Source organism: Xenorhabdus taiwanensis, from assembly GCF_036512875.1.
Lineage (GTDB): Bacteria > Pseudomonadota > Gammaproteobacteria > Enterobacterales > Enterobacteriaceae > Xenorhabdus > Xenorhabdus taiwanensis.
In genome coordinates, this window is record NZ_AP028978.1 from 3,244,862 (window position 1) to 3,259,378 (window position 14,517).

The following is a 14,517-nucleotide window of genomic DNA, read 5'->3' on the forward strand; positions in this document are numbered from 1 at the left end:
CCTGTTTTTCAACAAACCAAAGACATAAATCGCTTATTCTGCCTATCAAATCACCAATAAACCCTGTAAAATCAGCTATGCTTTCTGGGGATGTCACACCGCAAAAGACCATTCATTTCACTTCTAATAAATAGGTTTTACTAATGCATCAGTCTGATGTTGTTAATCGCTCTCTTTTTTCGTTAAGTTGGCCGATTTTCATTGATATCTTTCTGCATATGGCGACGTTATTAATCAATACGTATATGGTCAGCCATATTTCTTCTGCTTATCTTGCTGCAATGGGAGTGGGTAATCATGTTTTTGATCTCTTTATTACAATTTTTAACTTCATCAGCGTAGGTTGCAGTGTTGTCATTGCACAATATTTGGGATCAGGAAAACGCGATAAGGCTAGTCAGGCTATTCACATTTCCATTGCTTTTAATTTTGTGCTGGGTTTCAGTTGTGCTCTGATCACGGTATTTTTCGGTTATAAGATCCTGCATATCATGAACCTGCCCGAAAATCTGATGAAAGATGGGTTCGCTTATCTGCATGTCCTGGGTATCTGTCTGATACCCGAAGCGATTTCGATTATTCTGGCAGCCTGTATGCGGGTTTATGGAAAATCAAAATCAGCCATGTATGTCACGCTGATTGCCAACCTGCTTACCATTGTCGGCAATATGATCGTACTGTATGGATTTTTTGGGTTGCCTCAATATGGACTCGAAGGCGTGGCGTGGAGTACGGTATTTGGTCGTACTGTCGCTGTTATTTTGCTTTGCGGATTACTGTTTTATGGTTTAAAGATCAAGTTCGAGCCTAAATTGCTCGTGCACTGGTCTAAGAATATGTTGAACAAAATCCTGCATGTCGGCCTACCCGCCGCAGGTGAAAACTTGGTGTGGATCCTGCAATATATGACTGCACAGGCATTTATCGGCCTGATGGGTGAAATGTCCCTGGCCGCGCAAACGCTGTATTTCCAGCTATCTCTGTTCATTATGTTGTTTGGTATCTCTATCAGCATTGGCAATGAGATTATGGTTGGTCATCTTGTTGGGGCAAAGCGTTTTGAAGATGCCTATCTTCGGGGGCTGAAAAGCCTGAGAATTGGTGTGATGGTTACTATAGGCATCGTTTTAATGTTCTGGATTTTCAGAGAGCCGCTTCTCTATGTCATGACGGAAGATCAAAAGATTGTTGAACTTCTGTTACCGTTGTTCTTGCTCTCGGTCTTTTTGGAACCAGGGCGTACTTTCAACATTGTGATGGTCAATGCCCTGCGTGCTTCTGGTGATGCCCGTTTTCCACTCTATACCGCGTTGATTTGTATGTGGGGAATATCTATTCCAGTCGGTTATTTTTTGGGAATTACCATGGGTATGGGGATTCTGGGGATCTGGATAGGATTCTTCTGCGACGAGTGGATCCGCGGGTTAGTAAACTCTTGGCGTTGGAAGTCTAAAAGATGGCAAACCAAGCGATTGGATGTCTAATTAAAAAATAACAGCAAAAAATGCCGCAAATAGACTTGCGGCATTTTAATTTCAATCAAAGGTGGATTCGATTAATAAAAATAGTTCACCAAGTATTTATCTGATAATTTAATTTCATGACTATTACGAAATAAAAATAAAAAATTTTGGCTGTTTTCATTTCATTTTTATCAATGGCACGGTTCTATTCGTTTTTATTAATCCCAAAGCCACCGTAAAATAAGGATTACCAATTAGGTATTGATTTTTCTTTATTTCCCATCGTAAAGCAGGATTAAACTATGTATCATCCCATTTTACTAGTAAAAAATTCTAGATTAATCCCCTGAACTACAGCATAATATTAACAATAAAAAGGATTTAATCCTAACAACGTGTTTTCGACAATTTTCTTTTTTGCGCAGTTTCCCTTTGCAATTTCTTCTTCATAAAGAAGTTGTTCTCCTTGAAATCATTGACTATCAGCACACGATAATTCACTTACTAAAAGATATGAAAACAGCAACAAAAACCAATGATGTCACGCCACTGTTATCTCCATCGGCCAAACGTGCCAACATGACGGAGGAGGAGTGGAAAAAAGCAATAAAATTCAACCATACTGATACTGGCTGGGTCATTATGAGTATCGGCATGGCAATCGGGGCCGGAATTGTTTTCTTGCCTGTTCAGGTTGGATTGATGGGATTATGGGTTTTCCTGCTCTCTTCCATTATTGGCTATCCTGCCATGTATCTCTTTCAGCGGCTTTTCATCAATACCCTTGCCGAGTCACCAGAATGCAAAGATTATCCTAGTGTTATCAGTGGTTATCTTGGTAAAAATTGGGGCATTCTGTTAGGAATACTCTACTTTATTATGCTGGTGATCTGGATGTTTGTTTATTCCACCGCGATAACCAATGATAGTGCTTCTTATCTGCAAACATTTGGAGTCACCGATGAATTAATATCGAGAAATCCGCTTTATGGATTGGTATTAATCTGTGTATTAGTCGCTATCTCTTCCCGTGGTGAACAATTACTGTTCAAAATATCCAGCCTAATGGTCGTAACAAAGTTATTTGTTATCGCGGCATTAGGATTTTCCATGATCGGTATGTGGCATCTTTACAATATCGGGGCATTACCTCCCCTGGGGCTATTGATCAAACAAGCCATCATCACGTTACCTTTTACGCTCACATCCATCCTGTTTATCCAAACACTTAGCCCAATGGTGATTTCTTATCGCAATCGGGAGAAAAACCGTGAAGTTGCCCGTCACAAGGCACTACGAGCTATGAACATTGCCTTTGGTATCCTGTTTTGTACGGTGTTTTTCTATGCCATCTCTTTTACGTTGGCAATGGGACATGACGAAGCACTCAAAGCCTATGAACAGAATATTTCAGCATTAGCTATTGTCGCCCAATTCTTTCCCGGCGGTTGGGTGATTGCCGTCAGTATCATGCTCAATGTCTTTGCCGTGATGACTGCGTTTTTTGGTGTTTACCTTGGGTTTCGCGAAGCCAGCCAAGGCATTGCCATGAATATTCTTAGTCGTCTGGTGCCTGCCGAAAAGATCAATGAAAAATGGGTACAAAGAGGCATCATGGTTTTTGCCATCTTATTGGCATGGGGCGCGATCCTCCTGAATGCCCCTGTATTAAGTTTTACTTCTATTTGTAGCCCAATATTTGGCATCGTTGGTTGCCTTATTCCGGCTTATTTGGTCTACAAGATCCCTGGCCTGCACCATTACAAAGGGATATCGCTCATCTTGATCATCTTTACTGGGATCTTGCTATGTATTTCCCCTTTCCTGGCTTTCTCCTGATATAAGGACTTATTATTACAATGCGCCCTACATTCTCGGCTTTCTGTTAGGGGATATAAGGCGCATTCAACTAATCAACTTCCGACAAAATCTACTGCACTTATTCATTAAATAATCCTTTTAATGATGATTCCACACACAATTAATCATGAAAAATATTTATTTAATTAAATTTTACAAACCGAACAAAAAACTACCGATCAACACAATCCAAATAAGGATATAATAAACAAAGAAACTATAACCAGTGTTATCAAATTAACGAAAATCCCTTCCTTTAACCTAATGTTATTTCACATATTATTCCTTGATCACCCTCAGTATTTCTCATTTTTCATCCAAAAAACGCAGATACTCAGAATAAAAATCCGATAACAAATAAAAAACCAAAACATTATATCAAAAACTCCAAATAAAAGTTAATTTTCAATCAATAATAAGGCATTATCTAAACAACTTAGATAAATCATTTACTTTTTCCACTAAATGCAGTAAAAATACAAACCCGATACACTTAAACGGATTTTTAAAAGAATAAAAAACTAAAAAATAAACCAGACCAAATGATTAGTTGTAAAGTTCAATAGAGCTGTTTTTATATATGGAATTCTATTTATGATTGCCTCATTCTGTGTATCAGAATCACATAACACGTATTTATACGATTTCAATTAGCATTTTCATTAAAAATAAGACAAAAATAAGCAGCAATTTTTTTATTTGCATTATTCCGATTAAATTAATCTGGTATTTAGCTAATCATATTTAAAAAATACTAATGTTTTGTTGTATTCGATTAACTTAAATACCTTGCTATTCACAATTTATCTCTCTGATTTCATAGGAATAATAATTTCATGAAACAACGTAAGTTTTTAACCCGATACGAAATAGACGCAATTTTGGCAGCAACAAAGCAAGGACGTCACGCAGAGCGGGATTATTGCATGCTGTTAATGTGTTTCATTCACGGCTTTAGGGTAAGTGAGCTTTGTAATCTATGCCTATCTGATCTCGATTTGAATTCAGCGATCATTCATATCAGACGGTTAAAAGGTGGACTTTCAACCACACACCCTTTAATTCCAGAAGAAATTGAAGCGTTAAATAAATGGCTAAATATTCGCCAGAAATGGCGCGAAGCTGATTCTCCGTGGGTATTTCTCTCTCAAAAATCGGGCCCTGTTTCACGGCAACAGGTTTATGGTTTATTAAAACGTTATGGAAAGCAGGCGTCTGTCAGTGTTTCTCCACATCCGCATATGTTAAGGCATGCTTGTGGTTATGCATTAGCTGATCTCGGTCGCGATACCCGCTTGATTCAAGACTATCTCGGACACCGTAATATTTCACATACTGTAATTTACACCGCCAGTAATGTGAAACGTTTTTCCAGAATTTGGGAGTCTCACTCGAAATAATTATGTTATTTTTTCTGCTGTTTTCACTAACATGATCTGTTATTGTAACAATCTCCACTAATTAATTTGTGGAGATTGCCGGCAGATAAAATAGACAATGCCATGGAAATCTAAGATAAATGACTATTTTTTACGTATGATAAACTCAATTTATAAATAGTTTTTTATTTTTATTGTTTTATCCTTGTTAATACACTAAGTTGGTTCTTAAAAAACTTAAGTCTAACAAGTGAATATATAAATTTTTATTTAATTTTGAGCAGCGAATTTATATGCATAATTTCACTGCTCAATAAGCAATAAAAATGAACAATTAAAACTCCACAAAAATTTATTATTCAATCCATTATTCTTTAAACAATTCTGCAAATTTTTCACGGATTTCCTGTTCTGGCAGATCTATACCAATAAAAACCAGCACACTTTCACGTACTTCATTATCGTGCCATTCTCTATCCCAATCCGCGCTATACAAGCGCTGAACCCCTTGAAACAGTAACCGACATGGTTCTTCTTTGATAGCAAGAATGCCTTTGTATCGCAGGAGATTATCCGCGAAACTCAGTAATAGCTTTTCCATCAGGTCAGAAACTTCAGACAGTTCAACTGGGTGCGCTAAGTTAATCACAATCGACTGAACCGAGTTTTGTTGTTTGGGTACAAATCGAAAAATGGGTGTCGAAACCGTCAGTTTGTCATTCAACATAAAACCTTCAATATCAAACAGTAAGCCTAAATCTGCTTCACCTTGAATAACCTTATGAATGGGTGCTCTGGCATTGATTCGCTGCAAACGTTCAACTAAGGCAGCATGAACTGGAGCAATATCTGTTTTGGTTAAAAGGAGCCTGTCTGCATATCCTACCTGCGCCTGTGCAATGGAAAAACGATCTAACTGTTGTTGCGCATGAACTGCATCCACCAGCGTAATAATGCCATCGAGCAAAAAACGCTGGCACAAAATTTCATGGGAAAAGAAGGTCTGCGTGATCGGACCAGGATCAGCCATGCCCGTACATTCGATAATCAAGCGGTCAAAGTTGATTTGCCCTTTATCCATGCTGTCCAGCAAGTCCAATAATGCATCTTCCAGCTCATTAGAACGACTACAGCAGATACATCCGTTGATTAATGTCTTAATTTGAGTTGCACGATCACCAATCAATTCATCATCAATGGGAACTTCACCAAATTCATTTTCAATGACGGCGATTTTATAACCATGATCAACATTGAGGATATGACGCAGCAGCGTCGTTTTGCCTGATCCCAAAAAACCGCTCAGGATCGTGACTGATATTGGTTGCATTTTCGTTTCCAGATACTATTGATTGCTAAATAATATTGATTGCTAAATAAATTTTAATGAGTTAACCACTTTTTCACTAACAGCAGCGCATTCCGCCTTTGCCATCGCCACCATAGCGAGCATTCTGACGCTCGCGAAAAAACTCTTCATAAGACATATAAGGCTTATCAGGGTGGTTTTCTTTCATATGCTGTACATATGTGTCATAGTCTGGAACGCCCACCAACATTCGGGCAGCCTGCCCCAAATACTTGCCTGCCCGACCAAGATTACCAAACATAAATTGTTCTCCAAGGCTTGTTTTATCCGGAATGGCTTCCCAATAAAAAATACCCCACATAATACAAAGCCAATTATGTGGGGTATAGCTGTTACCAATACGGAATACTTTTGATCGGTATCAGTTTTAGTATCGCATTAGTGCGTAGAAGAGATTTTTACCCCACCTTCAGGAACCGGAACATAAGGTGTTTCATTATCAGTACGCTCTGGATTTTTGCTTGCTTTAACCGCAGCTTTGATACCATAAATGATGATGCTGTATACCACAATCAGGAACAGAATGCTTAAGCCCGCATTGGTGTAGTTGTTTATAACAATGTGATTCATGTTACTGATTTGTCCAGCCGTCAATTCTGCACCACCTTCGGCAATCCGCTGCTTGTATTCTTTTGCCATGAAGAAGAAGCCTTCAAGCCGTGGGTTATCACTGAATAATTTCAGTCCCAGCGCCCATGTGGTACAAATCAACAACCAAACAGCAGGAATAACCGTTACCCAGATATACCGGGTGCGTTTCATCTTGATCAAGACAACCGTACCCAATACCAACGCAACAGCGGCTAACATCTGGTTAGAGATACCAAATAGCGGCCATAAGCTCTTGACGCCGCCCAATGGATCAACCACGCCTTGATACAGCAAATAACCCCATAAGCCAACACAACCAGCTGTACCAATGATACCCGCAATCAAAGAGTCCGTTTTTTTCAGGAATGGAACGAAGTTACCCAAAAGATCCTGCAACATGAAACGACCAGAACGAGTGCCCGCATCCAACGCCGTCAGGATAAATAATGCTTCAAACAGAATACCAAAGTGATACCAAAAGCCCATATCTGCCGCAGGAATGATCTGATGGAATACATGGGCAATACCCACTGCCAACGTTGGCGCTCCCCCTGCGCGGTTCAGGACGGATGGTTCACCAATGTCTTTTGCCGTTTGCAAAATTTGATCGGGTGAAATAACAAAGCCCCAAGAACTTACGGTCGCTGCCGCATGGCTCGTTACTTCTTTCAAAGAAGTCATAATCATTGGTGCTTCGGCAGTGCCCAAATTATGCAGATCCGGCATGGTAATGCCCAACGCGGCCGGAGGGGTATTCATAGCAAAATACAGTCCCGGCTCAATGATGGATGCAGCAACCAATGCCATGACCGCCACAAACGATTCCATCAACATCGCACCGTAACCAATGAAACGTGCATCTTTTTCATTTGCCAACAGCTTAGGTGTTGTCCCCGAAGAGATCAAAGCATGGAAACCAGACACCGCACCACAAGCAATAGTAATGAACAAGAATGGGAACAGTGTTCCTTTCCAGACTGGCCCTGTACCATCAATATATTGTGTGACGGCTGGCATTTTCAGTTCAGGGTTCAGGATGATAATCCCAATTGCAAGACCAACAATAACCCCAATTTTCAGGAAAGTTGCCAGATAGTCACGCGGTGCCAGAATAAGCCAAACTGGCAATAATGCAGAGATAAAGGCATATCCGATCAGCGCATAAGTGATGGTGGTATCTTTGAAAGTCAGCGCGGGTCCCCAGTAAGGATCTGCGGCGACAACACCACCAAACCAAATGGCGGCAATCAGCAGAAGAATACCGATCACAGAGACTTCACCCACACGTCCCGGACGGATATATCGCATATAGATCCCCATGAAAAGCGCAATTGGCACTGTTGAACAAACAGTAAATACACCCCACGGACTTTCCGCCAATGCTTTCACGACGATTAAGGCCAATACTGCCAGAATGATGATCATAATTAAGAAGCAACCAAACAGCGCTATTGTGCCTGGCACACGCCCCATCTCTTCTTTGACGATCTCACCCAGTGATGCCCCATTGCGGCGAGAGGAAATAAACAGCACCATAAAGTCCTGCACCGCTCCGGCAAGCACTACCCCTGCTAACAACCATAATGTTCCTGGCAGATAACCGACCTGTGCCGCCAATACTGGCCCTACTAACGGACCTGCCCCCGCGATGGCGGCAAAATGGTGACCAAACAGGACATTTTTATTGGTGGGAACATAGTTCAAACCATCATTATTGACAACAGCGGGGGTTGCTCGCGTGGCATCCAGCTTCATCACCTTCGTGGCGATATACAGGCTGTAATACCGATAAGCAACCAAGTAAACGGCTACGGAAGCGACAATGATCCACAAAGCGCTAACGTGTTCTCCCCGACGCAGCGCAACGACTCCAAGACAGAATGCGCCAATTATCCCCAATATCATCCAGGGGATATGTTTTAACAATTTATTATTTTTCATAAAACTTCCTTTTCCACAGTAAGACGAACAGCGAGTCATTATTTAATTTTTACTTCCTTCTCCATAAACCTACCCTCTACAGCCGGCAGGAAGCGATACCCATAAAAGGGATATACTCCTCGTCACACTGCCCTATGATATAAAACTCTCCCTGATAAGAGGGAAAGGATCTTACTCAGCGGTTGAATACCAACATTAAGCGGTCAAAATCCCCCAATCAGTGGTTCATACATATAAAGCATGAGCCAGATTTTGTGAGGTAACTCACTTCCTCAATAAAGTGCAAGACGAAGGTATATTCATCAATCGAAGTTAATGGCGTCATCTTTCAGGTGATTAAAGTTTTTATATTCGTTACTGAATGAAATCACTGTATGTTGATTCGGGCACGGCTGGTTGGAAAACCAGGCACATTTGGATATCAGGCGAGGTTCTTCAATTCCCAACCATGTGGATAACATAGACAGCAGATTCAAACCGCTGCGGTGAGCATCTATGATATTTTTGCTTGCGGTATTCTTGTCGGCATTTTTAATGACATAGTCATAACCGGTAATAATAAAAGGAACTTGATAATTCTGCTTATTACTATCGTTATGGGTCAGATTCTCGCTATCTGTATTTTTATTCACAAGTGACAAACCATGATCCGCAAAGTAAAGCATTGTCCAATGCAATTGATTTTTATTGGCAATACTTTCAATGTCAGCGAGCAAGCTGTCCGTATTATGAATACTCTGAAGATAACATGAAATATTTTTGGAATGAAAATAGGTGCCATATTTATCATTCGTTCTGATACAAGATTGTGGATGCGAACCCATTAGGTGAATAATAATCAGTTTCTTTTTCTGTTCATTCTTCATTAATGCCTTGCGAATATAAGGCAATAAATTTTCATCCGGCATATAACTGCGATCATCTGAATTGCCTTCTTTTAGAAAAGTATGATGATTGGCCTGCAGCCCAATCAGTGCGACAGGAGAATCAAACCCTCCCTTCATTCCCTGGTTAGACAGCCAGTAAGTTTCAAATCCCGCTTTTTTCGCCAGTGAAACAATACTGTTATTCAGTTGAATTTCATTTGCTTCACGAACCGCCAAAGAGTTAGTCAACGATAACTGTGTCGATGGTGCCGCAGAAATATAGTTGGTTAACACGGTAGCATTCGCGTTATCCAACCAAGGGGTATTTTTATCCGGGAACCCATAGGCACTCATAAAATCTTTTCGGACGCTCTCACCAATCACCATGATATAGGTGTCGTATTTCTCTTCTTTCACCACTGGCTGCCAGTCATCCCGATATTTAATAATTCTGGCAAATCGGTGATTTTCTGACATGACTTGCTTGTAGCTCTGATAGGCATCACTGAAAAAGCGAACTTCCGGTAAACTGGTATTCAAAAGTTCCGAGCTATCTTTAAAACCCGATTTTATATACCCTTTGGTTGGGGACCAGAAAGCCGAAATAAAAAACAGGGTAAACAACCACTTTTTACTCTTACCTGTTAAGGTGACATTTAGCTTAAGTGAAAATATCATCAGAACAAAAATAGCCATAGCAGTTAAATACGTTGACACAGAAAGGCCACTAACATATTCCGCTGTTTCATTCCTATTGGTATAAATTAATGACCCTACCGCATTGATGTCTGGATAACCGTAATTGAGGCCAATTGGAGTGTAGAGCATTCCTGTCAAGGAAAAAAAAACAATCAAAAAGATATATATTCGTCTACTGATAGCAGCCAAAAATAAAAAGAGTGCAAAGGCACTGAAGACATATATTAGTTTTAATTGATACCCCAAACATTTATGTATCAGAAAAATAAGAAAAAAGAGAACAATAAAACAAGCGAGATTCTTGTTTTTATAAAGCCAAGACATAATCACCCTGTAATTTCACATAGCCATAGTTGAATTTCTACAAACCCAACGCGGCGCTATTTTAGCCAGATAAAACCCAACACTGCACAATACAGTATTGGGAAAACTATCACATCATAAATTATAATTTATTGAGTGATCGACAGGTAACGTGCAAAAACTTCGCGCTCTTCATCCCGCAGCGTCAACACCTTAAAACCATCATGGGTTACCAAGACTGTATGCTCAAACTGAGCCGATAACCGACGATCTTTGGTTGTTACTGTCCAACCATCTTTATGCAGTTTAATATCCTTTTTGCCTTGATTGATCATAGGCTCAATTGTGAAAGTCATCCCCTCTTCCAAGATAATACCTTCTCCCACCTTGCCGTAATGCAGAACTTGTGGTTCCTCATGCATATTGCAGCCAATACCGTGCCCGCAATATTCACGTACTACCGTGTAATTATTTGCTTCGGCATGTTGCTGTATCGTATGACCAATATCCCCCAGAGTGATGCCTGGTTTGACGATCTTAATTGCCTTATATAAACACTCCTGAGTCACATTAACCAAACGTTTAGCATGGGATGGTACATCCCCGACACAGAATGTAATGCTGCTATCACCGTAATATCCCTCTTTTTTGACGGTGACATCCACATTAACGATATCCCCATTTTTCAGCTTCTTTTCCGAAGGCCAGCCATGACAAACAACATGATTTACTGAAGTATTAACCGTATAAGGAAAACCATATTGCCCTAAGCTACCCGGGATCGCATCAAGGGTATTGATAATGTAATCATGACAAAATGAATCAATCTCAAGAGTCGTGACACCGGGCACAATAATCGGGCGGACAGCTTCAAGTACTTGACCAGTCAAGCGCCCCGCTATTTCCATCTTCTCTATTTCGTCCCTATTTTTTATTAGTATTCCGTTGCTTCTCGTCATGTTATTTTTTCTCTTAATACAAGTTATGTAGGTTCCTTTTTAATCATGCACCTGCAATAGCGAATAGTTCAAGCCAACATTTATCCCAAATTTTTCCAACGCCAAAGGAGTGACTATCTGATTCGCCAATAGCTTCCCTTCTTCGTTCCAACACGGAGCAATAGCATTCCAGTGCTTTCTACCATCTATTCTCCTATTATTTGATAGCATGGCTCAACCCATACAATGATGTTCAGGAGATTAAGTCGAGCCGCTTCGCAATCCCGCTGAATTGTGAAAAAATCTGATACATTCCTGCGAGTAATCCTGCTAACCTACCGTTTAAATCTTCTAATCGCATCCACAGATGAATCACACAGATTATCAGTGATAAGATAGCGTTTTCGCCCAGGATGAGGTCTATTCGCGTTCCATCCTTAGCTGATTATATTTAGGTTTTGTCATTTAGATGGGTTGACTGAGCGTCGATGGCCCAACTGAGTCAACAGGAATAATAGAATTGAATCAAGTCAATATGAAAGAATCTCCAGCAAAGGATATAGATAGCCATACTCCCATGATGCAGCAGTACCTGCGTCTGAAAGCGCAGCACCCCGATATTATGCTGCTATATAGAATGGGGGATTTTTACGAGTTGTTCTATGATGATGCCAAAAAAGCGTCGAAGTTACTGGATATCTCCCTAACCAAGCGCGGGCAATCGGCTGGTCAACCTATCCCGATGGCGGGTGTTCCTTATCACGCGATCGAAAACTATCTGGCAAAACTGGTACAACTGGGTGAATCTGCGGCGATCTGCGAACAAGTTGGCGATCCTGCAACCAGTAAAGGCCCTGTTGAACGCAAAGTTGTGCGTATTGTCACTCCTGGCACCGTCACTGATGAAGCTTTACTACAAGAACGTCAGGATAATCTGCTCGCCGCTATCTGGCATGATAATCAGGGATTTGGTTACGCGACGCTGGATATCACTTCTGGCCGTTTCCGCGTTTCTGAAATGTCCGATCAAGATAGTATTGCCGCAGAATTGCAACGCACCCGTCCAGCGGAATTGCTTTATCCTGAAACCTTTGAGCATATGGCACTGATTGAACGTTGTCATGGTCTGCGCCGACGCCCAATGTGGGAATTTGAGCTGGATACAGCAAGACAACAACTTAATTTGCAATTTGGCACCCGTGACCTGATTGGCTTTGGGGTGGAAAAAGCGACGCTTGCTCTGCGTGCAGCAGGCTGTTTGCTGCAATATGTCAAAGATACTCAACGTACCACTTTACCTCATATTCGCAGCATGACGATGGAGCGTCCGCAGGAAACGGTGATTATGGATGCCGCCACCCGCCGTAATCTGGAGCTGACCCAAAATTTGTCCGGTGGCACTGAGAATACGCTGGCGTCGGTACTCGATCAATGTGTGACACCGATGGGCAGCCGAATGCTGAAACGCTGGCTGCATGCACCAACCCGCAATAAAGGTGTGCTGGAAAATCGCCATCAAGCCATTTCCGCATTACAGGAAATCGGTTATGAATTACGGCCTTTTTTGCGTCAGGTCGGTGACTTAGAGCGTGTGCTTGCCCGTCTTGCTCTCCGCTCTGCCCGTCCCCGTGATCTGGCCAGAATTCGTCATGCTTTCCAGCAATTGCCTGATATTCATCAGATCCTGGCATCCTCAGATGCCCCTTATATCCAGGCGCTACAGCAGCGTGTGGGACATTTTGATGAATTGCAGACTCTGCTAGAGAATGCGATTGTCGAAACGCCTCCTGTTCTGGTGCGGGACGGTGGCGTCATTGCCACGGGCTATAATGCTGAATTGGATGAATGGCGAGCATTAGCCGATGGTGCCAGTGATTATCTGGATAAACTGGAAATCCGCGAACGCGAGAAACTTGGTATCGACACCCTGAAAGTAGGCTTTAATGCAGTACATGGTTACTATATTCAGGTCAGCCGTGGGCAAAGCCATTTAGTCCCTATCCATTACGTTCGTCGTCAAACGCTGAAAAACGCAGAACGCTATATCATTCCTGAATTAAAAGAATATGAAGACAAGGTGCTGACTTCCAAAGGCAAAGCACTTGCCATCGAAAAAGCCCTGTACGAAGAGTTGTTCGATCTGTTGTTGCCTCATCTGGCCGATTTGCAAACCTGTGCCGAAGCGCTGTCAGAGCTGGATGTACTGGCAAACCTTGCCGAACGTGCTGAAACCCTAAATTACACCCGCCCGATACTAACCGATAAAGTGGGTATTCAGATCACTGGCGGTCGGCATCCTGTTGTCGAACAAGTATTAAGCGAACCGTTTATTTCTAACCCATTGACGCTCTCGTCACAGCGCCGTTTGCTAATTATTACAGGGCCAAATATGGGGGGTAAAAGTACCTATATGCGTCAGACGGCTTTGATTACGTTGATGGCTTATATTGGAAGCTTTGTTCCTGCCGAAAAAGCGGTTATTGGCCCTGTAGATCGTATCTTTACTCGTGTCGGGGCATCCGATGACCTGGCATCAGGACGCTCTACCTTTATGGTGGAAATGACCGAAACTGCCAATATCTTACATAACGCGACTGAACATAGTCTGGTTTTGATGGATGAGATCGGTCGTGGTACATCAACTTATGATGGTTTATCCTTGGCGTGGGCCTGTGCTGAAAATTTAGCTAATCGCATCAAAGCAATGACACTGTTTGCGACTCACTATTTCGAACTGACAACATTGCCTGAGAAACTGGAAGGCGTCGCCAATATTCATCTTGATGCTGTCGAGCATGGTGACACCATTGCTTTCATGCACAGTGTGCAAGAAGGGGCAGCAAGTAAGAGTTATGGACTGGCTGTTGCCTCGCTGGCAGGTGTTCCGCGTGATGTCATTAAACGTGCGCGCCAAAAATTGAAAGATCTGGAATCAATCTCCAATAATGCGGCAGTTGGCCATGTCGATACACCACAGTTAACCCTGCTGACAGAAGAAACATCTCCAGCAGTGGAAGCATTGGAAAACCTTAATCCAGATACCTTGACACCACGTCAGGCATTAGAGTGGATTTATCGTCTGAAAGATATGGTTTAACAATGAATGAA

General features: G+C 41.7%; 9 protein-coding genes and 1 pseudogene. 4 read left to right on the forward strand and 6 right to left on the reverse strand.

Annotated features, from left to right (window positions below; all coding sequences use genetic code 11):
• Positions 1–143: 143 nt before the first annotated feature.
• The 3 genes and pseudogenes from ACE1SE_RS15050 to ACE1SE_RS15060 form a co-directional block, all read left to right on the forward strand.
• Complete coding sequence (locus ACE1SE_RS15050; protein ID WP_374051562.1) at positions 144–1,484, forward strand: MATE family efflux transporter; 1,341 nt, start codon at positions 144–146, stop codon at positions 1,482–1,484.
• A gap of 492 nt (positions 1,485–1,976) precedes the next feature.
• On the forward strand, positions 1,977–3,302 hold the full coding sequence (locus ACE1SE_RS15055; RefSeq protein ID WP_374053684.1) for an SLC5/6 family protein: 1,326 nt from the start codon (positions 1,977–1,979) through the stop codon (positions 3,300–3,302).
• A gap of 854 nt (positions 3,303–4,156) precedes the next feature.
• Positions 4,157–4,723, forward strand: a pseudogene (locus ACE1SE_RS15060) (tyrosine-type DNA invertase); the annotation flags it as partial.
• A gap of 346 nt (positions 4,724–5,069) precedes the next feature.
• Here the strand turns inward: ACE1SE_RS15060 and yjiA are convergent.
• The 6 genes from yjiA to ACE1SE_RS15090 all read right to left on the reverse strand — a co-directional run bounded on the left by yjiA (position 5,070) and on the right by ACE1SE_RS15090 (position 11,640).
• The gene (gene yjiA, locus ACE1SE_RS15065; protein WP_374051563.1) at positions 5,070–6,032 is read right to left on the reverse strand and encodes a GTPase; all 963 of its coding nucleotides are present in this window, start codon (positions 6,030–6,032) and stop codon (positions 5,070–5,072) included.
• Positions 6,033–6,108: 76 nt separating this feature from the next.
• Positions 6,109–6,312 (reverse strand): YbdD/YjiX family protein, encoded by a 204-nt coding sequence (locus ACE1SE_RS15070; protein ID WP_099118661.1) that lies wholly within the window; start codon positions 6,310–6,312, stop codon positions 6,109–6,111.
• 137 nt (positions 6,313–6,449) lie between these two features.
• Complete coding sequence (locus ACE1SE_RS15075; protein WP_374051564.1) at positions 6,450–8,603, reverse strand: carbon starvation CstA family protein; 2,154 nt, start codon at positions 8,601–8,603, stop codon at positions 6,450–6,452.
• A gap of 302 nt (positions 8,604–8,905) precedes the next feature.
• A complete protein-coding gene (locus tag ACE1SE_RS15080; RefSeq protein ID WP_374051565.1) occupies positions 8,906–10,297 on the reverse strand; it encodes a phosphoethanolamine transferase in 1,392 nt (463 codons plus the stop codon).
• Between the two features lie 323 nt (positions 10,298–10,620).
• Positions 10,621–11,430, reverse strand: a complete 810-nt coding sequence (gene map / locus ACE1SE_RS15085; RefSeq protein WP_374051566.1) for a type I methionyl aminopeptidase — start codon at positions 11,428–11,430, stop codon at positions 10,621–10,623.
• Between the two features lie 39 nt (positions 11,431–11,469).
• Positions 11,470–11,640 carry a hypothetical protein gene (locus tag ACE1SE_RS15090; RefSeq protein WP_374051567.1) on the reverse strand — a complete coding sequence of 57 codons (171 nt, stop codon included), beginning with the start codon at positions 11,638–11,640 and terminating at the stop codon, positions 11,470–11,472.
• 304 nt (positions 11,641–11,944) lie between these two features.
• Here ACE1SE_RS15090 and mutS point away from each other — a divergent pair, with 304 nt between their 5' ends.
• Entirely contained in the window at positions 11,945–14,506 is a 2,562-nt protein-coding gene (gene mutS, locus ACE1SE_RS15095; protein ID WP_374053685.1) for a DNA mismatch repair protein MutS, read from the forward strand.
• Positions 14,507–14,517 lie beyond the last annotated feature (11 nt).

Excerpts from the sequence above, each read along its gene's own strand:
- ACE1SE_RS15090 (WP_374051567.1), bottom strand. The coding sequence starts at position 11,640 with ATGCTATCAAATAATAGGAGAATAGATGGTAGAAAGCACTGGAATGCT.
- yjiA (WP_374051563.1), bottom strand. The coding sequence starts at position 6,032 with ATGCAACCAATATCAGTCACGATCCTGAGCGGTTTTTTGGGATCAGGC.
- ACE1SE_RS15080 (WP_374051565.1), bottom strand. The coding sequence starts at position 10,297 with ATGCTCTACACTCCAATTGGCCTCAATTACGGTTATCCAGACATCAAT.
- ACE1SE_RS15055 (WP_374053684.1), top strand. The coding sequence starts at position 1,977 with ATGAAAACAGCAACAAAAACCAATGATGTCACGCCACTGTTATCTCCA.
- mutS (WP_374053685.1), top strand. The coding sequence starts at position 11,945 with ATGAAAGAATCTCCAGCAAAGGATATAGATAGCCATACTCCCATGATG.
- ACE1SE_RS15050 (WP_374051562.1), top strand. The coding sequence starts at position 144 with ATGCATCAGTCTGATGTTGTTAATCGCTCTCTTTTTTCGTTAAGTTGG.
- ACE1SE_RS15075 (WP_374051564.1), bottom strand. The coding sequence starts at position 8,603 with ATGAAAAATAATAAATTGTTAAAACATATCCCCTGGATGATATTGGGG.
- ACE1SE_RS15070 (WP_099118661.1), bottom strand. The coding sequence starts at position 6,312 with ATGTTTGGTAATCTTGGTCGGGCAGGCAAGTATTTGGGGCAGGCTGCC.
- map (WP_374051566.1), bottom strand. The coding sequence starts at position 11,430 with ATGACGAGAAGCAACGGAATACTAATAAAAAATAGGGACGAAATAGAG.